The sequence below is a fragment of the Fructilactobacillus sp. X8R1C1 genome, assembly GCF_059900945.1.
Map to the genome: position 1 here is coordinate 55,346 of NZ_JBWXVH010000006.1, position 20,275 is coordinate 75,620.

The window sequence follows — 20,275 nt, forward strand, 5'->3', positions numbered from 1 at the left end:
TTAAATTCTTATTTATTAACCGCGATCGGCGTGGTTAGCAAACTTAGCCCAGACATCACCAACAACTTGAATAATTAGAACCATGATGACAACTAGGATTGTTGCGACCAAGGTCGTGTCGTTTGCGAAACGGTTGTACCCATATGAGATGGCCATGTTACCAAGACCACCAGCACCAATGGCACCGGCCATTGCGGTTAAACCAACTAAACTAATCAAAGTTACGGTTGATACTCGAATCAACTCTGAACGCGCTTCACTAAGGTACACGCCGAAGATTAAGTCCCAGTTCGTGGCCCCTAGTGATTCCGCTGATTCAATGATGCCATGATCGACACTCTCCAGGGCGACTTGAACCTGCCGCGCATAAAACGGAAAGACTCCGACTGATAGAGGTACTAAAGCGGCCGTCGTTCCAATTTGGGTTCCAACAATCTTTTGCGTCACTGGGGCAATGAAGGCCAGCAAGATGATAAATGGAACGGCTCGGAATAGCGAAACAACTTTGTCGATAATCCAGAACAGTGGATGACACGGCATAATCCCGTTATCCGCAAAAATCACTAAACAAACTCCAAAGATGATTCCTGCAATTCCACCAAAGATTGCGGACCAAAACGTCATGTAAATTGTCTGATTAACGGCTGTAATCCAGCCTTCTTCACCATTTAATCCCTGTGAAACCACGTTGGGAAAATGAGTTGCAAACCAAGCTCCCATTATTCTGCCTCCTTCAATTCAGTGACCTTGATGTCTTGACCATTAAGGTACTTAACCGCTGCTTCTTGATCCTCTTGACTTCCAAGTAAATCAACAATCAACGTTCCAACGACCTGCTCACCCAATTTTTCAATATTACTGTAGATGATACTTGCCGAAATATGGAACTTCTCGTACAAGCTCACGATGATTGGATCGCTAATGTCATCTGATAGATACGTCAACTGAACTAGATTTCGCTTGTTAACGTCAATGTTCATCGACTTCAAGATTTCAAGTGCGTTGAAACTGTTTCCAACAATCTTTCTGGTAGTTGGATTCTTCGAATCAACGAAGATATCAAGTAGATTACCAACATCAACCACTTTTCCTTGACTCATGATGGCAACTTCCTGACAAATGCGTTTGATGGCTTCCATTTCATGGGTGATCAGAATAATCGTTAAGCCATATTTCTCGTTCAATTCTTTCAGTAAATCCAAGATTTGATCGGTATTTTTAGGGTCAAGTGCAGATGTGGCTTCGTCAGAGATCAAAATCTTAGGGTCGTTAGCGAGCGCTCTAGCAATCGCTACTCGTTGCTGTTGACCACCAGAGAGTTGGGATGGATAGGCTTTTAGGTAATCACCCAAACCAACAATGTCGAGCATCTTCTTGGCTTTCGCTTCACGTTCTTTTTCCTTTAGACCACTGTGCTTTAATCCGAATTCAACGTTGCGTTGGACATTTTGTTCCTCAAGTAAGTTGAAGTGTTGAAAAATCATCCCAATTTGGCGCCGTTCGTCACGCAACTCTTTCGTATTAATTGAAGAAACTTGGTCGCCTTCTTTTTTATAGAAGGTTTTCCCAAACACATCGACTTCCCCGTCGGTTGGTCTTTGTAGCAGGTTAATGGTTCGAACTAACGTCGATTTACCGGCACCGGAGTAGCCAGCAATTCCGAAGATTTCACCTTTGGGAATTTTCAACGATACGTCGGAAACGGCGTGAATCACATTCTTTTTTTGTTTGAACGTAACTGAGACGTCCTTGAATTGCACAATATTATTACTCATTAGTTCCTCCTAAAATTTACGATTCCAAGCAGGAATTTCGGTGTTTCCATAATACTTCTTGACCAGTTGCTCGGTCTTCTTGGTCTGGAATGATTTTACAACGTCTTTGTAGTTCTTGTTATTCTTCTGGTCCTTGTTAGCAGCAATCAAATTGATCCACTGTTTCGAATCATTGTTGAGTGGTTCGGTAAAGATTGTTTCCTTATCACCTAAGTGAGCGGGAACGGCGTAAGTATTATTAATAACGGCACCATCGACACTGTTTAGTACTCGTGGGGTTTGTGATGCATCCACTTCTTTGAAATTCAAGTGCTTCGGATTACTCTGAATGGCGTTTAATCCTAAAAAGCCCTTCTGGTTTTTCAAAGTGATAAGTCCCGCGTTCTTAAGGAGGTAAAGCGAACGACTCTCATTGGAAGTATCGTTTGGAACGGCAATCGTCCCACCATCCGGAATATCCTTAACGTTCTTGTACTTCTTTGAATAAAGTCTGATAGGAGCGATGTAGGTGTTACCAACGGAAACAATGTCAGAATGATTTTGCTTATTCCAGTTATCTAAGAAGGCATAATGTTGAAATGAGTTCAAATCAATCTCGTGTTGAGTCAAAGCCTTGTTGGGTTGCGTGTAATCAGTAAAGTGGGTGAACTTAATGTTAACCCCATACTTCTTCTTGGCAGTCTCAGCGACTGACTTCCAAATCTCATCGTCTGATTTAGAGCCGCTCATTAGACCGACGTTAACGGTCTTTTTACTCTCAGCCGAGTGTCTGGCAAAACTAAACCAACCTAACCCAACGATCACAACCACAATGATAATTCCAATAATCCACTTAGTACTTCTCCTCATGATGTCCACTTCCTAATTTTTATTTGATTGCTTAATTCATTAAATTAAATAAAAAAAGCATCCGCCCTTTAATTAAAAAGGACGAATGCTTTCGTGTTACCACCTTAGTTTACAGTTACCCTTTCAAGTAACTGCCTCAAAGACTACTCTAGTCGACGTCTGAACTAGAAGAGCCTTGCGATGATATCGGTAGCAACCCCGTCGCTGGTTCGAAATTCTTGCCAGTAAATGATTAAAAGTCCATATTCCCCGAATTCATCTCATCCCTTCACACCGACCAGAGACTCTCTTAGAAAATTCAACGGGTACTCAGCTTTTCCATCTCGTTTATTTAATTTGTTGTAAGTATACTAATCCGTCGACCAATATCTGTCAACAAAAATTTTAATTATTTTTTAAAACTAGCTAGTGAACCCATTGGGTCCCAAGGTTCAAGCATCTTAGGTGCCTGTTTTTGTTCCTCAAGTTGCTTGTCAGACATGTACTTCTTGTTGATAACGGTCTGGTAAACAAATTCGTTGAACCAGTCGTCACTCATGACGAAGTAACCTTTTTCACCGACCTTTTCACCCCAGCTGTTTTCAACCTTCCACTTGGTTGGTTGATCATCAACTAGGTCAACGCCAGTAATTACCATGGCGTGGGTCATCATGCTTTCCTTGTAGTCAAGTCTTGCACCCTTACTCATCTTCAGGTCAGTGCTGAACAAAGCATCCTTGTGGTACAAGTGCGTATCCATGATGCCCTTTTTACGGTCAGAATCTTGGACAACGTCACAGCCGAACCAAACCGCTTCACCGTTTTTTAATTGCTTAATAGCTAAGTCTTTCAATTCATCAATCTTCAGGTTTAAATGCTTAACCTGTCTGCCACCAACCACGTTGCCTAACATTTCAATCGTGTAGGTCTGATCAAAGGGCTTGTCACCAGTTGGTGAGTTAATCAATGAAACGTAGTCTTCCAGGTTGATGTTGACGTACTTATCAAAGAATTCTTTCGGAGTCAGGTCCTTATCAATGTGGTACTTATTGTCAGTATCACGGTATTCAAAATCAAAGCGCTTCGTTGGGCGACCCAGCGAGTATGCCAAAATGCGGTAAACATCGTTTAGCATCTCACTCTTAGTTGATTCAAGCTTTCCTTCCGTCGCACCGTCCTTCACCATTTTACGCAATTCTTCCGCATCCCGCCGTAATTTCAGGTTTAAAGTCTGATTCAATTCATCAGAGCGATTACTATTGTAAGTTTCAACCATGGTTGAACTTGGAACAACTCCGTACTTTTCAATGATGGCGCACAACATGTCCCATTGGCCCCCGTCTTGTTGTGGGGTTTCCATTAAGAAGTCGATCTTGCGTGAACCTAATGGTTGATCAGCGGTTTTAATCACGTTTTCTAAGAAGTAGTTTGATTTTTCAAACTTATCCCAGAAGTTAACGTAGTTCTGTGATAATTCAAATTTTGGTGAAACCTTGTAGTTTTCGGCAATCTTAAAACGCATGGTGTTAAGTGCTGAAAACATCCAGCACCTTCCACTTTGCTTCTGATCAGCAACGTGTTGTTCGGGAACTTCGACCGAGAAAACTCGTTTCATTTTTTCATCAGCCTTGTAATCAGCAGCACTATTGTTAATTCCATTATGAGAAACGGCCCGTTCTAAGACCAGACTGTCGTCTTTGTCTTCATAACTTTTTTCATACCATTCCAGGTCTTGCGGATTAATTGCTTTCTTATCCAAAATGATCACTCCTTAATATTTTTCTTGTCAGTATTGTATCACTTGTCCTCTCGTTTGAGACACTTTTAACTTGACCAATCCTAATCAAACCTCAATTTCAATCGTTAATCAAAAACTTGCATAACTAAACCCCATCACAAAGGGATTCTCATCCGCTAAAAGTTACATAATCAAAGATGTGTATCATTTTCATTATTTAGCTCCCCTTACTCATGTCACAAGTTTTGTAACGTCAAGCAAAAACGTTGATATAACGTCACTTGCTTTAAAGATTTATTAAGATTCTTAAGAAAAATATAAAAAACGTATTTACTTTTGTGAAACACGCGCGTATATTCGACAAAAAGCAAAACAGCAAACATGGAGGTGTTTCATTTGAACCATAAGAAGATATTTTCAGTAGCATTCATTGGTGCCGCTTTAGCGCTAATGCTTACTGGTTGTTCTTCTGGAAGTAGTAAATCGGGGAGTAAGGACATGGCAGTCAACTCCAGCGATATTATTTCTACGATGGACTCAAGTATGGTAACGGATAGTATTGGAGCGCAAAACCTAAACAACACGATGGAAGGTCTTTATCGCTACAATAACCGCAAGATTGAACCTGGCATTGCGACCAAAATCGTTACCCCAACCAAAGGTGGAACTCAGTATAATTTCGATCTGAGAAACGCTAAATGGTCAAATGGAGACCCCGTGACCGCGTATGACTTTGTCTACGCATGGAGAAGAATCGTTGATCCAAAGACGGCTTCTCAATACTCCTACATTTTTGAGGGAGTTAAAAACGCTGACAAGATTACCAACGGGAAGGCTTCACCAAAGACCTTAGGCGTTAAGGCCATTGGTCCCCATAAGTTACAAGTTAACCTGTCGCAACCAATTCCCTACTTCAATTCTCTCTTAACTGGTGCGTCATACTTGCCACTCAACCAAAAAGTGGTTGAAAAGGCTGGAAGTCAATATGGATTAAACAGTAAGGACATGGTATTCGATGGACCATTCAAGTTAGATAAATGGCAGGTCGGAAACACCGCCTGGACTGAGAGCAAGAATAACTCGTACTGGAACCAAAAGAACATTAGATTGAACGCCGTTAAGTACTACGTTGTTAAAGATCCTAACACCGGCTTGAACCTGTACTCTAGTCACGTAATTGACCAGTACAACGGCCTAACCGGTGATTCAGCTAACCAACTGAAAAACGAAAAAGACTTCTCAACGAAACCAACTTCAAGTACTTTCTACATTGAGATGAACGAGAAGAAGGATCCGTTCTTCAAGAACACCAAGATTAGACAAGCCATTGGTCATTCCATCAATCGTCAGCTCCTTTCTAACCAAGTGTTAGGTAAAACCGCCACACCAGATTCAAGTGTCGTTCCAGCTAAGATGAGTTGGAACAAACAAACTGGAGTTGATTTCAAAAACGAAAGCCAAAGCAAACAGGACGCAAGTTATAACGACTACAATCCCAAGTTAGCTAAAAAGCTTTGGACTGAGGGTCTAAAGGAGACCGGAAAGAAAAACCTCAACTTAACCTTGTTGGGTGACGATACCGATTCGTCCCTAAAGCAATCCGAGTTCTTGCAAGCTGAACTACAGAAACTACCTGGATTGAAGGTCACCCTTTCAAACGTGCCGTTTAAGAACCGACTTCAACGTTCATCTAGTGGGGACTTTGACATGGTTGTCTCAGCTTGGAACGCCGACTTCCCAGATCCAGTAACCTTCTTGAACCTCTTTGAAACCGGTGGCGCTATGAACGATGGTCACTGGTCCAATAAAGCGTTCGACCAACAGATCAAACAAGCATCTGATAAAAACGCCGGCAACTATCAAGCCCGTTGGCAGAACCTCCTGAACGCTCAGACCATCTTGACTAAGCAAGAGGGAGTCGTTCCACTTTACCAGCAAAACACCGCTGCTCTTACCAGAAGCGACGTTCACAATTACAACCTGTCACCAAACGGGAATTTCAATCTCGCGGCTACCTACAAGAAATAAAGAGAGGTAAATTAAAATGACTAAATACATCATCCGTCGAATTTTCTACCTAATCCTCACTTTATTCATTGTTGCTTCGGTTACCTTCTTCCTGATGAAATTTTTACCCGGTACGCCTTACTCAAACCAGGCAAAACTCCAGCCAAGTCAAATCGCAATAATGAACCAAAAGTACGGATTAAACAAATCACTTTGGGATCAGTACTTAATCTACATGGGAAATTTACTCCACGGAAATCTAGGTACTTCATTTCAATTTAACAACCAACCAGTTACTCAATTGATTGCCCATGACATTGGTCCTTCAATGCAGATTGGTACCCAAGCCATGGTCGTTGGTTCGGTTCTTGGCATCATCCTTGGTGCCGTTGCCGCCATCAAGAAAAATACCTGGGTTGATTCAAGTGCCACCTTCATCTCAATCCTTGGAATCTCAATTCCAAGTTTCGTTTTAGCCGTTCTGCTTCAGTACTACTTCGGCTACAAACTGCAATGGTTCCCAGTTGCCCTCTGGCAGAACTTTAGTTCTAGTATCCTACCGACGTTAGCGCTTGCGGCCTTTCCACTTGCAAACGTCGCCCGGTTCATGAGAACTGAAATGGTTGATGTCTTAGATAGTGACTACATTGAACTGGCGAAAGCCAAGGGTGATTCGGAAAGAAAGACGATTACGCATCATGCGCTTAGAAACTCACTGATTCCCGTTATCACCATCGTTGGTCCCATGGCCGTTTCAATCATGACCGGTTCACTGGTGGTTGAAAACATCTTCTCAATTCCTGGAATTGGTAATCAATTCGTTCAGTCCATTCTGACGAACGATTACCCTACCATCATGGGACTGACAATCTTCTACTCATTCTTATTAGTTGTCATTATCTTAGTTGTCGATATTCTCTATGGAATCATCGATCCACGAATCAGACTAGGAAACGGAGGTAAAGAATAATGGCCGAAAACTTACCACCACTTGAAGATCAGTTCCAGTTCGCAAGTGACGATCTTTCAAACTTGGACACTGAATCGGAATCAATTAACACCCCATCTTTAACGTACTTTCAAGACGTTAAACGAAGACTAGTTCGAAATAAAGTTGCCATGACTTCTTTGATTCTCTTAGTCATTATCGCCCTAGTCGCAATCTTCGCCCCGATCCTCTCACCACACGATCCAAACGCTCAAAACGTCCTGTATGCGAACTTACCACCAAAGTGGGGTTCACTTAACATCCCCGGTCTAAATGGGATTCACGAAGCCGGTGGCCACATGGTCAACGCATATCAAGCAGAACACGTTCCAAAGGGAACCTACTACATCATGGGGACCGACTACCTTGGTCGTGACCTCTTCTCAAGAATTCTGTACGGGACCCGGTTATCACTGTTTATCGCGGTTGTTGCGACAGCCGTTGACCTTCTTGTTGGTGTTCCATACGGTTTAATCTCCGGTTGGGTTGGCGGTGCCGTTGACACCTTCATGCAGAGAATCGTTGAAATCCTCTCATCAATTCCTAACCTAATCGTCGTTGTTTTATTACTACTAATCCTAAAACCCGGAATCACTTCAATCATTATCGCCATCGCCTTTACCGGATGGATCACCATGTCACGTTTAGTTCGTGCTCAGACCTTTAAACTAAAGGAATCCGAATACGTCTTAGCCGCCAGAACTCTTGGTGAATCACCATTCAAGATTGCGATGAAACACCTGATTCCAAACCTCAGTTCTACTATCATTATTCAAACCATGTTCACTATTCCATCGGCCATCTTCTTTGAAGCCTTCCTAAGTTTCATTGGAATTGGGATCCCAGCACCAAACGCATCCCTTGGTACACTTCTAAACGATGGTCAGAAGGCCTTTCATTTCTTACCATATCAAATGTGGGTTCCAGCAATCGTACTGTCTGTCATTATGATTACGACCAACCTGCTTGGAGATGGATTAAGAGATGCGTTCGATCCAAAATCTAAGTAAAGGAGACAGATAAGATGGCTCAAAAAGTTTTAGACGTTAAAAACCTGTCAATTGATTTTGCTACCCTAAACGGAACCGTGAAGGCCATTCGTGACGTTAGCTTCCACCTTGACAAAGGAGAAACGCTCGCCCTTGTTGGTGAATCTGGTTCAGGGAAATCAATCACCGTGAGAACGATCATGCGTCTTCTAGCTGATAACGAAACCATCACCAACGGTACAATTGATTTTGAAGGCAAAGATATTTTAAAAGAATCCAAAAAACAAATGGACAAGATTCGTGGTGGCAAGATTGCCATGATTTCTCAGGATCCCATGACCTCACTGGACCCCACCATGAACATCGGTAATCAAGTGGCTGAACCACTCCGAGTTCACGAGGGAATGTCCAAAGGAAAAGCCTTAAAGCGGGCGGCTGAGGTACTAGAAGAAGTCGGCATTCCCAACGCGAGAGAACGGATGCGCGACTATCCCCACCAATTTTCTGGTGGTCAAAGACAAAGAATCGTGATTGCGATGGCTATTATTGACCATCCTGATGTTCTAATCGCCGACGAACCGACTACCGCATTGGACGTTACGGTTCAAGCTCAAATCATTAAGCTACTAAGAGAGTTAAAGGACAGAATTGGAACGTCGATTATCTTTATCACTCATGACTTAGGAGTGGTTGCCAACATCGCCGATCGAGTAGCAGTCATGTACGCCGGTAAGATTGTCGAGTATGGAACCGTTGACGACATTTTCTACAATCCACAACATCCCTACACGTGGGGACTCCTTGATTCCATGCCGACCCTCTCAATGAAGAGTGACCGCTTAAACACGATTCCAGGGACCCCGCCAAACTTGATTAACCCACCAAAGGGTGACGCTTTCTATGCCCGTAACAAGTACGCTTTAAAGATCGACCATGAACAACAACCACCCTTCTTCAAGGTCAGTGACAGCCACTACGCCGCCACCTGGTTGTTAGATAAGCGAGCTCCAAAGGTTACCCCACCGGAATCAATTCAAAAGCGCCAGGCTGAATTTAAGAAACGAGGTGAAAACGACCATGACTAAAAAAGATCCCATTGTTTCAGTTAAACATTTAAAACAATACTTTAACGTCGGAAAGCCCGATGAAGTTAAGGCCGTTGACGACATCTCATTCAACATTTATCCTGGTGAAACGCTGGGACTGGTTGGTGAATCTGGTTCTGGTAAAAGTACGACCGGAAGAGACATCATTCGTTTATACGACCCCACTGATGGTGAAATTGACTTTGAGGGGCAAAACATCTCGAAGCTAAAACGAAAACAGATGAAAAACCTGCGTAGTCAGATGCAGATGATCTTTCAGGATCCGTATGCCTCACTGAACCCCCGAATGAAAGTGGAGGACATCATCGCCGAAGGCCTTGATATCAATCACCTGGTTAAAGATTCTGATGAACGAGATAACCGAGTTCGAGAGCTCCTTCACCTCGTTAACCTAAACGAAGAACATGCCAGTCGTTACCCCTACGAGTTCTCTGGTGGTCAACGACAACGAATTGGAATCGCTAGAGCCCTAGCAGTTAAACCGAAGTTCATCATCGCTGATGAACCAATTTCCGCCCTTGACGTTTCCGTTCAGGCTCAGGTCGTAAACCTAATGCAGGACATTCAAGAAAAAGAAGGTCTGACCTACCTATTTATCGCTCATGACCTTTCAATGGTAAAGTACATTAGTGACCGAATCGCCGTCATGTATGCTGGTAAAATCGTGGAAATGGCTGATACCGATGAGTTATACAACCATCCCCTTCATAAATACACCCAGAGCTTGTTGTCAGCAGTACCAGTTCCTGACCCACACTCAGAGAAACAGCACAAGATTATCAAGTTCGACCACAGTCAACCATTTAAAGAAGACCAATACCTTCAGGAAGTCCGTCCTGGTCACTGGCTCTACTGTAGTGATGAGGAAGCCCAACAATACAAATAGCCGTTTCAAAAACGTTCGATTGAAAATAAATTCAGTCGAACGTTTTTTATTTCTCTTAATTCAGCCTTCAATTGCGGGAGTAACAAGGGAATGGTATTATTAATGTGAATAATTAATTCAATCACAAGATGGAGGTTTATCTCAATGAATAACACTAACGAAAAATTCTGCGTTAAATGCGGCAAGAAGATTCCCAAAGAAACGAAGTTTTGTCAATATTGTGGTGCCAAACAGCCAGAAATCAATTCGACCCCGCATAATGAGTCACAACCAAGTCCAGCAAGTATGCAACCCCAGACTACTAGCAATCAGGGCAATCCCAAAACCATCAGTACCCTTCTACTGGTGTTCGGTTGGATTTCCGCCGTTTTGTCGACCCTCTTTGTCCCCATCGTGTTTGGAATTATTGGAATTGTGCTTGGCGCAATCGAACTCAAATACCACCAAAATGCTGGAATTATTTTGATAATTGCGTCAGTCGTTTTGATGATCATTGGAATTATTTTCGGGATGGTCATGGGTTCACAAGTATTTTGAAAGTAGGATGAAATCTAATGAATAATACAAAGTTTTGTGTCAACTGTGGTAAAAAGATCAAAAAAGACGCGAGCTTTTGTCCGTATTGTGGAGCTGAGCAACCTCAGACAACCAAGCAACAAACCAAAACCAGTCCGACTGAGAATCATCCCCAAAACAATAAAAGTAACTTGAAGAAACTGCTAGGTGGGATTGGAACGGTCGTTCTTGCCGTTATTTTCGGTTTGAATTTCTACTTTAGGGCGCGCCATGTTTTCCCTAATCAGGATACGAATGCTAGTAGCGTGATTAAGTCGATTAATCATACAGCACGTCCTGATAATGATGCACCTAATGGAGCTTCATTAAGTGATGAACTTAATGAAGCACATGCCACGTTAATGTATAATACGAAAGACAAATCATATAAATTTTACATAAAGCATCCAAACGATAAAAAGAATGCAAATTATGGTAGCTTCTACTTGATCAAGGCCAAATTACCACACCAAAATCAGTCATTTTACATGTATAAAGTTCTAAACAATGACGATTCTAACGAAGATCCTAAAAAACTCCCCTTACAATTAGCTAGTAGTCTCACTGATACTTTCCACCTAACTAAAACCGCTATTAATATAAATTGGGGAGATAATATGAAATCAGGAAAACACTTTATTATGGGTCCACAACAATAATAATCTGTATAAAAAAACACTGCCCATTAAGCAGTGTTTTTTTACTAACTATTTTAATTTCTTCAAATAGCTAACATCTGGTCCGCCAAAGCGATTGCCTTCGTCCACAGAGCTAAACAGCATGAAAATGAAAACGATGATACTTCCAACAAATGGAATCAGTTGTAACCACCAGAAACCAGCTGAATAATTGATGTCATGAAATCTACGACACGTAGAAGTGATTTGTGCAATACCCGCGGCAACACCAAAAACAAGAAATGCAATTCCAATCAATATTGTAATCGCGTATGCCACCGAAGAATCTATACTACCGAACACAAACATCAAGAAATAAAAAGCAACTGTAATTAAACATACATCTAAGTATGACCACCAATACGACGCCCTGCTCATCCTTCCAGAAATATGAAACATGTTCCCAAATAAATCCTTAAACGATGTAATCATGTTAGGTGATGAATATTTCGAGCGAATATCCGCTCTATTATTGGATTCTGGCCGATAAGTCTGCTGTTCATTATTAGTTTCTTGATAACCATAATTAGCCTGTTGATTATCAGTGCTTTGATTACTTTGGGCATCAGCCATCTCGGGTTGAGCTTGACCGCAATAAGGACAGAATTTAACATCCGCCTTTAACAACTTGCCACAATTGGGACAGTGCTTGGTGTCATCCATCGTAAAACCTCCATAGTATGTATTTAAATCGATGCTAATGTAACATCTACTTTTATTTTACACTATTTGCCATGTCAAAATAGGCGAAAGTGAACATTTTTGAACTATCTCCGTCAATTTGAGTCTGAATTGCCAAGTTAAAGGCACCATCACAATTATTTTCTTTCACAATATCTCTAATTTTATTAAAAGCTTCCTGTTGAAATTCACGCAAAATCTGATCATCATCTGGAATATAGTGGTCACTTAACGCCACTGACCCGTTTTGCTTGAATTCATATCCATCAGGAATTGCACCAACTGAAACAGGAATCACAATTTTAAGTTGACCATCGTCTTGTTTTTCATTTGAGCCAACTTCAACCGTAGTTGTCTCCTCTTCCTGATTCATTTCTTCCAACTCATCAATAGTAGGTTGTTTGTACCCACATTTCGTACAGAACTTCACGTCAACTGGAATTTCAGCTCCACAGTTAGGACAAAATCTTGTTTTTAAAGTCATTTTAATCTCTCCTTTTAATATGTACTAAAAGAACTCTGACACCTTGCCAGAGTCCCATTATTTAGTTAAATACCATTCCACCATCAATCAAAAGTGACTGACCAGTCATGTAGTTAGAGTCAGGACCAGCTAAAAATGAAACACAGCCAGCAACGTCTTCAGGTTTTGAAAGTCGTTTCAAGGCAATGTTTTTTGCAAACTGTTCCATTCCCCATTCAAATGGTTTCCCGGCTTCATCAGCCACATTTTGGGCAATATCATTCATCATGGGAGTGACCACGATGCCAGGGCAGTATGCATTAACGGTAATCCCGTCATCGGCAAGTTCCTTGGCGGTTGTTTCAGTAATTCCTCTGATAGCGAACTTAGTTGAACCATAAACGGTCAAGTTCTCATTACCGGTCATCCCAGCTTGAGATGAAGCATTAATAATCTTACCGCCATGCCCAAGTTCTTTGAACTTCTTAGCGGCAGCCTGGATTCCCCAAATAGTACCACCCACGTTAATTTTTTCGGCTTGTTCCAGGACCTCTGGAGTAACGGCCTGGATTGGTGTGGTTGGCGCAATTCCAGCGTTGTTCACAATCACGTTGAAGTCACCAAAGTGTTTAGCGGCCTTTTCAACGGCTGCAAAAACTTCGTCACGATTGGCAACATCGGTTTTAATGGCAATGGCGTCCCCATTGTCACTTTGAATCTCTTTAGCAACCTCTTCCACCTTATCCAAATGACGACCAACCAGTGCCACGGAAAAGCCATCTTTACTCAATCGTTTGGTAATAGCCTCTCCGATTCCTTGTCCAGCACCTGTCACTAGAGCCACTTTCTTATCCATCGTTCAATTTCCTCACTTACTATAATAATCAATCTTTATGTTAATTTTATCACAGCTAAATGCTTCTAAGATATAAAAAACGGAAAACTATTCTTAGTTTTCCATTCTTACTTATTTAATTTAAATGCCAGTTCAAAAATAAATCATGATTAACCAGTATATAATCTATATATTTTGTATTTTAATTTAATTGATTGGTAACAATTTGTTGGTAATTAAGCCAAAGTGCTGTATATGGAGAATTACTATTAAGCTGCCATGGTTTGGGTTTACCACAGAAATGAATTATAACCGTATTTTTCATAACCCAATCAAGGTCTTCTTTTCCCCCACTACGAGTTAAATAATTTAAGGATTGACGCGCATCAAAATTCCAGATATCTTCAGAGATTTCCTTGGTATCATTGCCATATAAATAATTTAGAATATCTTGATCTGGTAAAATTAGATAATCATTGTACTTTTTAATAGTATCAATAATGTCTTGAAGCCTAATTTTTTTACGCATTTGATCCAAATCCATTACCATAACTCCTGAATTATAATAACCCCCATCGGTATCAAGACGTAGATTATTAATAGATCTCATAATGTCAGTAAGCCCTTTATGAACTGCAGCCGCAAACATTTTTCCATCTAGGGGGAGATTCCAAAGAGGTTGAATGTCGTTAATAGCTAAAAGATCAGGATCCAAATAAATTACTTTTTTTAAATCTTTTGGTAGAACATTACCACATAATAATCTAAAATACATTTCTTTTGGATAATGATAAACACTTAAAAAAGAATCTGGAATTTTTAAATTTTGACCCGTTTGGATTGATTGAAGTTCCATATGCAGTTCACCAGCATAATTAATAAGTTGTTGATTATTTTATGGTGTAAAATCAGCTTGTAAAACCCAAATTCTAAAATTAACATCTGGATTGTTAAGTCTAAGTGAATATAACATAATTTTTAATGGATTAATGTACCCTTGATTGATAGTTACAAGAATTTCAATTGGTTGTTTTGTAGTCATATTTTACTCCCATAATTTATTTGATATTATTTCACCACATTTGAATATATTTCTCAACAATTATGTATAAATAATGGGAAGCCATCTCACGGCTTCCCATTTATCAATTATTCTTCATTTTGCAATCGAGAATGATGAATCCCGTAAACAAAGTAGATCACAATTCCCAGTGCTAACCAACCAATTACCGCAATCTTGGTCACGTTCGGTAACATGATAATGAAGTAGATACTCATCAGTCCGGCTAGAATTGGCAGGTATGGGTAAAGTGGCATCTTGTAACCAGTATTCTTGATGTCCTTTCTTCGTCTCAATGGAATGATCCCAAATGAGATAAAGGCAAACGCAACCAAAGTTCCAGCGTTAATCAATGAAACTAGTTGGGTCAAAGGAACAACCCCGGCAAAGATGGCCTGAATGATGACGGCTAACCAAACCGCATAAGTCGGAATTCCGGTCTTGTGGTTAATCTTTCCCATTTTCTTAGAAATCAGTCCGTCACGTCCAAGTGAATAAACCAGTCGGGAACTCCCGATGACCATGGTGACCATGGCGGTGAAAATCCCAAACAGCGCTCCAATCGTGATGGACTTGTTCATAAAGTTCAGGTGCACCATGGAGAATGCCAAAGCGGCTGGATCGTCAACGTTTAGTAGTGAGTAATGAACCATTCCGGTCAGGACCAAAGAGAACCCGACGTATAGGACGGCCGCAATTAGAACGGTTCCCAGAATTCCTTTGGCCATATTCTTATTAGGATTAATGGTTTCAGCGGAGTTCGATGCCAACGCGTCAAAGCCCATGAAAGCAAAAAAGACGGTGGCAGCGGCGGTTGAGATTCCCCCTAAACCAAACGGAGGGGTGTGAAATTGTTTCGGGTAAAACGGAACGTAGTTGCTTGACTTGATGTAAAAAACACCCACAACGATAAACAAAACAATGATGCCAATCTTGACCAGCACGGCAACATTTTCAATCTTCTTGGAAAAATTAGTTCCCATTAAAGCGAGTAATCCAACTAACAGGGTAATGACAACGGCACTGATGTTGACGATACCACCCTCCATCGGCCCACTTTGAAGAAACTTCGGAATGTTAATCCCAATGGCGGCTAAAATATTGTTATTAAAGTACGAAGCAAATCCAGTGGCCTCAGCGGAGACTGCCAAGAAGTACTCTAGGATTAGTCCCCAACCAAGAATCCACCCGATAATCTCGCCGTAAACGACGCTTCCAAAGGAGTATGCTGAACCAGCAACGGGCATTGCCGACGAAAACTCGGCATACGCCATGCCCACGACCCCAGCTAAGATGGCAGCAAGCAAGAATGCCAGTGCGACTGCTGGTCCTGCGTGTAAAGCTGCTTCGTGTCCTGGAAGAATAAAGATCCCAGTTCCGACAACGGCTCCGACGCCCAGACCGATTAGATCTTTAGCGGTCAGTGTTCGCTTTAAGCCGGCATCGGCTTTGACGAAACTAGCAACCGATTCTCTCTTGAACATATTATGCATATGCATCACTCCTTTTCATTTGTATTGCATTGAATTGTACCGTGAAAAAAAGATGATGACAATTACTTTTTAAAGATTTTCTTAAATAAAAAAGAACTGAGACCCTTGCATCCCAGTTCTTAATTAATTTTTTTACTTTTTAACCGCCCACTGTGGTTGTTCACCCTTTAGGACTTTTACAATTTCACTGGCAGCGTCATGCGCCATCCGGTTCATGCATTCCACCGTGTTAGAGGCAATGTGCGGTGTCAACAAGACGTTATCCAGCTTGTAGAGTGGACTGTCCATTGGTAGTGGTTCAGAATCAAACACATCCAGGGCAGCGGCCTTAATTTCGTGACTCTTTAAAGCGTCGATTAGATCATTCGTATTAATGAGTGCTCCACGAGCCAAATTAATGAGAACCGCCGAGTTGTCCATCATCTCAAATTCACGTTTACCAACGCTTTGTTTAGTAGAGGGTAGCACTGGCATGTGTAAAGTGACGATATCTGAATCAGTAAAGATGGCATCGCGATTAACCGCTTTACCGTATTCAGAGTCTTCAGCATGGGGTGAATTGTAGATGACATTCATCCCCAGTCCACTCACCTTCTTAGCGACCATCTTGCCGATTCGGCCATAACCGAGAATTCCGAGGACCTTGCCTTCTAAATCAAAACCCATATGATCTTTCTTGTAGTTCCAGTTCCCCTTACGCATCTCGTGCGAATCATTGGTAACGTTCTTTGATACGTCAAAGATTTCGGCTAACGTCGTCTCCGCAACCGTTGAGGCATTGGCGAGCGGCGTAATTGTTACATATATGCCATGTTGTAACATAAAGGGAACATCGATGTTGTCATAACCCACACCGTTTCTAGCAATGATTTTTAAGTTCGGCATCTTTTCAATGGTGTCATTTGGAAACGGGGTCGTGCCAATCAGGATGCCATAAGCATCGGCGGCCATGTCAAGCAACGTTGAAATCTTCTTGTCAGGTAATTCCACAACATCAAAGCCACTGTCTTTCAGTAGCTGTTTTCCATCTGGAGCCAAACTTGCTTGTACTGCAACTTTTTTAGCCATCATAATCTCTCCCATCTACTTACGATTCACTAACGTGTTCTTTTTTATAAAATTCATTTAATTCACTTGGAGTAGGATAGCCGTCGTTATCACCGGGCGTCTGAACTTGGAGCGCCCCAACGGCATTTCCCCGCATGACCGCACTCTTTAGATTTTTGCCCTCTAGTAGTGCGGTAATTACCCCGAGTGCAAACCCATCACCGGCACCAACCGTGTCAACGGCGTGATCGACCTTAAAACCGGAGACCGTGTATGAATCACCATCCTTGGTCTTCACATACGCACCATCAGGGCCCAACTTAATGAGCACCGCGTTCGTGCGTTCGCCATTTTGGAGATAAAAGTCAGCGATTTTTTCTGGGTCATCATTTCCCATGAGAACCTTGCCCTCGTTTACACCTGGCATCACAATGTCAGCGTTTTTAGCCAATTCGTTAATCGTCTTAATCATTCGATCATGATCACCCCACAGTCCGGGACGCAGGTTTGGATCAAACGTTATCTTGATTTCATTATTAATCAATCGGTCCATTAATGCACGATATGAGTCTTCCGCTTCAGATGACAAAGCCGGGAAGATCCCCGTTAGATGAGCCATTTTGACGTCGTCAAGATTAATCTCGTCAATGACTCCCCGTTTTAAATGCGAAGCGGCCGATCCCGTGCGATAGTTGAACGTCTGGGGATCACCATGTGTCACCATCTGTTTTAATTGATGACCCGTCCAGTGATCGGGATCGTCTTTAACGTAGTCAATGCCAACACCGTGGTCGATAATCACGTCTTTGGCATATTTACCCAGCGGATCGGTTCCTACTTGAGACACGTACTCGGCGGAATGTCCCAGTCGTTTAGCACCAATGGCCACGTTTAGTTCCGCTCCCCCAAGGATTTTTAGATAGTGGGTCGAATCAGCTAAAGTAGCGTCAGGATCGGTTGAGGCGAACGTCACCACTGGTTCACCAATTGTCAGAAATTCACTCATAATTTTCACCTTTCTTTAATCATCTATCCGAAGAATAAGTACACTAATATTTCGTTTAAAATGGAGACAATCCACATGACCGGAACTCCCAGTTTCAGTAGTTGCTGGGGACGAACCTTCATGTAGTCAAGACCCCAGACGTTCCATGACTGAGTGATGTCAGTTGAAACCGCCATCAGAGTTGGAACGTACATTAACGGTAACAAGAACATGTCGTTAAACATTCCAGTAGCGGAAAGTACGGCAGCCGTCGCAGCTCCTGCACCCCAGACCTGAAGTGGTCCTCTAAACAATGCTAAGGGAGCAAGAACCCCGATTCCAAGTGCTAGGAGTAAATGACTGTTTGGTAGGATGGCACTGAAGATTCCCTTGAAACGACCAGCGTTTAACTGAGCCGCACCGGCAAACATAACCAGTGCCATCAAGAACATGATTAAGCCCGAAATGTCGTTAATGGACTGTTTAATCGTGGTATTAAGAAATTCTTTGAATTTTTTGTAGCCGTTCATCTTACCAGTCACAAGCATCGCTAGGATACTAGAAAGGATCAAGGCTGGAATGGCATCCCAGCCGAGCGCCATGTTCAAAATAACGGGAACAACTGGGATAGCGTACGCAATGTACGGAATCTTGTCGACGTCTCCCGGGTCAGTTGCCCCGATTTTCTTCAGGTTGGCCTCGGCATTCTTTGGATTGAACGTGTGGCGTTTCATCACCAGGAACAAGATGACCGCAATTAGTTGCACCGCCATGGCCGCCCACCCAAATTCAAGGTAATGCAGATTGTATTGAGCCTTGGGGAAGAACGCCTTAATCTGATTAAAGAGCACGACGTTGACGTACATGGCCGAACCAATCGACAAGGCAAACGTCGTTAGGGCCACGTCTCGTGGAATCCCCAACGATAAAAGGATTGGTAACAAAATGACACCGATGGCAATGACCGAACCCACTCCGTAGGAACTGACAAACAGCAGGGCCGTAACTAAGACAATTAGGATAGCTGCCAGTAAGGGATGCGATTTTCCAACCTTATTCGTTTTCTGCGAAATCGATGGCGCAATGCCACTGTCAACCAGTACTCGTCCAAACCACGAACCAAAGACGATGTAGATAATTGTCGAACCATACTTCAAAGCGGGCGTTGAAAAGACCGCCGTTAAAGCGATGTGATATGGGATTAGACCAATGACGGTCCAAAGAATTGCCATGAAGAAGAACCCAATGGTCAGGTCCCCACCTTTAACAATGTAAAAGATAAAGCCAGCAAAGGTAATCAGTAACAGAATTGCGATAATGGTATTCATCAGCTACATCACCTCATCTCTCAGCAACTTGACCTGACGTTCAACGTGTTCGTCGTCTTCCATCGGAAATTCAAGCGCCAAATCCGCCGTTTTCGGTAACTCGTTCAGGATGTTTTTCCAATCAAACATGCCGTCGTTTAGATTGTCCGCGGTCTGTAAGTCATCTTCGTCAAACTGGTTGACGTTCTTTAGATGAATGTAATCGGTATACTGGTACAAAGAATCAGCCGCATAGTCCGCACTTTGATGGGTAAACGCCCAGTTGCCAAGGTCGTACACGTACTTAATGGGCAGCCCATTCTTTTTCGCTTGGTTTAAAAAGTGTTTAACATTAGCCATTTTGCCACTAACCTCGGTTTGATCGTTTTCCACGTTCATTTGAATCTGATCGAGTGGTAAACCGTCAAAAGCATGGGACAAATCACCGTCAAACGCCCGAAAGTTTCCCACGTTAAACTTGATTTTGGTAATTCCCATTTGTTGACCCTCATCAAAGTATTGCCTCAACTTGGGATTAACTGAACCGTCCTTTAAAAACAGCTCATCGGGGACACTGTAATTCACCAGTAATCCCGTTCTCAATCTGGCATTATCAATCTCATCCAGTTCCTTTGAAAAATCCTTGATGTATTCTCGTCGAACTTCAATTCCGTCAACGTTCATTTGTTTCACGCGCGGGAATAACGCTGCCTGACTCGTACCGGCCTCGATGTCATTTACAAAGATCCATGTGTTTAAAAATAATCGCATCAGTATCCACTCCTTTGTCTATTTGATAACGCTTTCATATTGATATTTATGGTAAACGTTTACATAAAAGTAGTCAATACTATT

The 20,275-nt window shown here is 42.1% G+C and carries 21 protein-coding genes and 1 other annotated feature; of the genes, 7 read left to right on the forward strand and 14 right to left on the reverse strand.

Annotated elements, in window-relative coordinates:
* Positions 1–15 precede the first annotated feature (15 nt).
* The 4 genes from AC6UD1_RS06485 to AC6UD1_RS06500 all read right to left on the reverse strand — a co-directional run bounded on the left by AC6UD1_RS06485 (position 16) and on the right by AC6UD1_RS06500 (position 4,362).
* Positions 16–720 carry a methionine ABC transporter permease gene (locus AC6UD1_RS06485; protein WP_500695429.1) on the reverse strand — a complete coding sequence of 235 codons (705 nt, stop codon included), beginning with the start codon at positions 718–720 and terminating at the stop codon, positions 16–18.
* Positions 720–1,775, reverse strand: a complete 1,056-nt coding sequence (locus AC6UD1_RS06490) for a methionine ABC transporter ATP-binding protein (RefSeq protein WP_500707620.1) — start codon at positions 1,773–1,775, stop codon at positions 720–722. The genes AC6UD1_RS06485 and AC6UD1_RS06490 overlap by 1 nt, the downstream gene beginning before the upstream one ends.
* A gap of 9 nt (positions 1,776–1,784) precedes the next feature.
* Positions 1,785–2,624 carry a MetQ/NlpA family ABC transporter substrate-binding protein gene (locus AC6UD1_RS06495; protein ID WP_500696375.1) on the reverse strand — a complete coding sequence of 280 codons (840 nt, stop codon included), beginning with the start codon at positions 2,622–2,624 and terminating at the stop codon, positions 1,785–1,787.
* 74 nt (positions 2,625–2,698) lie between these two features.
* Positions 2,699–2,955 (reverse strand) — a binding site (T-box leader).
* A gap of 57 nt (positions 2,956–3,012) precedes the next feature.
* Positions 3,013–4,362 carry a C1 family peptidase gene (locus tag AC6UD1_RS06500; RefSeq protein ID WP_500707621.1) on the reverse strand — a complete coding sequence of 450 codons (1,350 nt, stop codon included), beginning with the start codon at positions 4,360–4,362 and terminating at the stop codon, positions 3,013–3,015.
* 366 nt (positions 4,363–4,728) lie between these two features.
* Between AC6UD1_RS06500 and AC6UD1_RS06505 the strand changes: the two genes are divergently transcribed.
* The 7 genes from AC6UD1_RS06505 (at position 4,729) to AC6UD1_RS06535 (ending at position 11,531) form a co-directional block, all read left to right on the forward strand.
* On the forward strand, positions 4,729–6,369 hold the full coding sequence (locus tag AC6UD1_RS06505; protein ID WP_500707693.1) for a peptide ABC transporter substrate-binding protein: 1,641 nt from the start codon (positions 4,729–4,731) through the stop codon (positions 6,367–6,369).
* A 16-nt stretch (positions 6,370–6,385) separates the two neighbouring features.
* Positions 6,386–7,318, forward strand: coding sequence for an oligopeptide ABC transporter permease (opp3b, locus tag AC6UD1_RS06510; protein ID WP_500707622.1), 933 nt, complete (start codon positions 6,386–6,388; stop codon positions 7,316–7,318).
* Positions 7,318–8,346 (forward strand): ABC transporter permease, encoded by a 1,029-nt coding sequence (locus tag AC6UD1_RS06515; protein ID WP_500693317.1) that lies wholly within the window; start codon positions 7,318–7,320, stop codon positions 8,344–8,346. The genes opp3b and AC6UD1_RS06515 overlap by 1 nt, the downstream gene beginning before the upstream one ends.
* A gap of 14 nt (positions 8,347–8,360) precedes the next feature.
* Positions 8,361–9,410: an ABC transporter ATP-binding protein gene (locus AC6UD1_RS06520; RefSeq protein ID WP_500695433.1), complete on the forward strand. Its 1,050-nt coding sequence runs from the start codon at positions 8,361–8,363 to the stop codon at positions 9,408–9,410.
* Complete coding sequence (locus AC6UD1_RS06525; RefSeq protein WP_500696373.1) at positions 9,403–10,317, forward strand: ABC transporter ATP-binding protein; 915 nt, start codon at positions 9,403–9,405, stop codon at positions 10,315–10,317. Before AC6UD1_RS06520 ends, AC6UD1_RS06525 begins: the two co-directional genes overlap by 8 nt.
* A gap of 144 nt (positions 10,318–10,461) precedes the next feature.
* A complete protein-coding gene (locus tag AC6UD1_RS06530; RefSeq protein WP_500707623.1) occupies positions 10,462–10,854 on the forward strand; it encodes a zinc-ribbon domain-containing protein in 393 nt (130 codons plus the stop codon).
* A gap of 17 nt (positions 10,855–10,871) precedes the next feature.
* Positions 10,872–11,531, forward strand: a complete 660-nt coding sequence (locus AC6UD1_RS06535) for a zinc ribbon domain-containing protein (protein WP_500707624.1) — start codon at positions 10,872–10,874, stop codon at positions 11,529–11,531.
* Between the two features lie 48 nt (positions 11,532–11,579).
* Here the strand turns inward: AC6UD1_RS06535 and AC6UD1_RS06540 are convergent, their stop codons facing one another.
* The 10 genes from AC6UD1_RS06540 to AC6UD1_RS06585 all read right to left on the reverse strand — a co-directional run bounded on the left by AC6UD1_RS06540 (position 11,580) and on the right by AC6UD1_RS06585 (position 20,191).
* On the reverse strand, positions 11,580–12,212 hold the full coding sequence (locus AC6UD1_RS06540; RefSeq protein ID WP_500707625.1) for a DUF805 domain-containing protein: 633 nt from the start codon (positions 12,210–12,212) through the stop codon (positions 11,580–11,582).
* A 52-nt stretch (positions 12,213–12,264) separates the two neighbouring features.
* The gene (locus AC6UD1_RS06545; protein ID WP_500707626.1) at positions 12,265–12,714 is read right to left on the reverse strand and encodes a zinc-ribbon domain-containing protein; all 450 of its coding nucleotides are present in this window, start codon (positions 12,712–12,714) and stop codon (positions 12,265–12,267) included.
* Positions 12,715–12,775: 61 nt separating this feature from the next.
* Complete coding sequence (locus AC6UD1_RS06550) at positions 12,776–13,549, reverse strand: (S)-acetoin forming diacetyl reductase (RefSeq protein ID WP_500707627.1); 774 nt, start codon at positions 13,547–13,549, stop codon at positions 12,776–12,778.
* 181 nt (positions 13,550–13,730) lie between these two features.
* A complete protein-coding gene (locus tag AC6UD1_RS06555) occupies positions 13,731–14,384 on the reverse strand; it encodes a glycosyltransferase family 8 protein (protein ID WP_500707628.1) in 654 nt (217 codons plus the stop codon).
* Between the two features lie 39 nt (positions 14,385–14,423).
* Positions 14,424–14,570 (reverse strand): hypothetical protein, encoded by a 147-nt coding sequence (locus AC6UD1_RS06560; RefSeq protein ID WP_500707629.1) that lies wholly within the window; start codon positions 14,568–14,570, stop codon positions 14,424–14,426.
* 107 nt (positions 14,571–14,677) lie between these two features.
* The gene (locus tag AC6UD1_RS06565) at positions 14,678–16,081 is read right to left on the reverse strand and encodes an APC family permease (RefSeq protein WP_500707630.1); all 1,404 of its coding nucleotides are present in this window, start codon (positions 16,079–16,081) and stop codon (positions 14,678–14,680) included.
* Positions 16,082–16,213: 132 nt separating this feature from the next.
* The gene (locus AC6UD1_RS06570) at positions 16,214–17,149 is read right to left on the reverse strand and encodes a phosphoglycerate dehydrogenase (protein WP_500707631.1); all 936 of its coding nucleotides are present in this window, start codon (positions 17,147–17,149) and stop codon (positions 16,214–16,216) included.
* 19 nt (positions 17,150–17,168) lie between these two features.
* The gene (locus AC6UD1_RS06575) at positions 17,169–18,134 is read right to left on the reverse strand and encodes a sugar kinase (RefSeq protein ID WP_500707632.1); all 966 of its coding nucleotides are present in this window, start codon (positions 18,132–18,134) and stop codon (positions 17,169–17,171) included.
* 23 nt (positions 18,135–18,157) lie between these two features.
* Positions 18,158–19,444, reverse strand: a complete 1,287-nt coding sequence (locus AC6UD1_RS06580) for a Na+/H+ antiporter NhaC family protein (protein WP_500707694.1) — start codon at positions 19,442–19,444, stop codon at positions 18,158–18,160.
* On the reverse strand, positions 19,445–20,191 hold the full coding sequence (locus AC6UD1_RS06585) for a sugar phosphate isomerase/epimerase family protein (protein WP_500707633.1): 747 nt from the start codon (positions 20,189–20,191) through the stop codon (positions 19,445–19,447). It abuts the gene before it with no gap.
* Positions 20,192–20,275: the final 84 nt, after the last annotated feature.

Coding starts and splice junctions, on each gene's coding strand:
- AC6UD1_RS06485 (WP_500695429.1), bottom strand. CDS start 720: ATGGGAGCTTGGTTTGCAACTCATTTTCCCAACGTGGTTTCACAGGGA.
- AC6UD1_RS06490 (WP_500707620.1), bottom strand. CDS start 1,775: ATGAGTAATAATATTGTGCAATTCAAGGACGTCTCAGTTACGTTCAAA.
- AC6UD1_RS06495 (WP_500696375.1), bottom strand. CDS start 2,624: ATGAGGAGAAGTACTAAGTGGATTATTGGAATTATCATTGTGGTTGTG.
- opp3b (WP_500707622.1), top strand. CDS start 6,386: ATGACTAAATACATCATCCGTCGAATTTTCTACCTAATCCTCACTTTA.
- AC6UD1_RS06515 (WP_500693317.1), top strand. CDS start 7,318: ATGGCCGAAAACTTACCACCACTTGAAGATCAGTTCCAGTTCGCAAGT.
- AC6UD1_RS06520 (WP_500695433.1), top strand. CDS start 8,361: ATGGCTCAAAAAGTTTTAGACGTTAAAAACCTGTCAATTGATTTTGCT.
- AC6UD1_RS06525 (WP_500696373.1), top strand. CDS start 9,403: ATGACTAAAAAAGATCCCATTGTTTCAGTTAAACATTTAAAACAATAC.
- AC6UD1_RS06530 (WP_500707623.1), top strand. CDS start 10,462: ATGAATAACACTAACGAAAAATTCTGCGTTAAATGCGGCAAGAAGATT.
- AC6UD1_RS06535 (WP_500707624.1), top strand. CDS start 10,872: ATGAATAATACAAAGTTTTGTGTCAACTGTGGTAAAAAGATCAAAAAA.
- AC6UD1_RS06540 (WP_500707625.1), bottom strand. CDS start 12,212: ATGGATGACACCAAGCACTGTCCCAATTGTGGCAAGTTGTTAAAGGCG.
- AC6UD1_RS06545 (WP_500707626.1), bottom strand. CDS start 12,714: ATGACTTTAAAAACAAGATTTTGTCCTAACTGTGGAGCTGAAATTCCA.
- AC6UD1_RS06550 (WP_500707627.1), bottom strand. CDS start 13,549: ATGGATAAGAAAGTGGCTCTAGTGACAGGTGCTGGACAAGGAATCGGA.
- AC6UD1_RS06555 (WP_500707628.1), bottom strand. CDS start 14,384: ATGGAACTTCAATCAATCCAAACGGGTCAAAATTTAAAAATTCCAGAT.
- AC6UD1_RS06560 (WP_500707629.1), bottom strand. CDS start 14,570: ATGACTACAAAACAACCAATTGAAATTCTTGTAACTATCAATCAAGGG.
- AC6UD1_RS06565 (WP_500707630.1), bottom strand. CDS start 16,081: ATGCATAATATGTTCAAGAGAGAATCGGTTGCTAGTTTCGTCAAAGCC.
- AC6UD1_RS06570 (WP_500707631.1), bottom strand. CDS start 17,149: ATGGCTAAAAAAGTTGCAGTACAAGCAAGTTTGGCTCCAGATGGAAAA.
- AC6UD1_RS06575 (WP_500707632.1), bottom strand. CDS start 18,134: ATGAGTGAATTTCTGACAATTGGTGAACCAGTGGTGACGTTCGCCTCA.
- AC6UD1_RS06585 (WP_500707633.1), bottom strand. CDS start 20,191: ATGCGATTATTTTTAAACACATGGATCTTTGTAAATGACATCGAGGCC.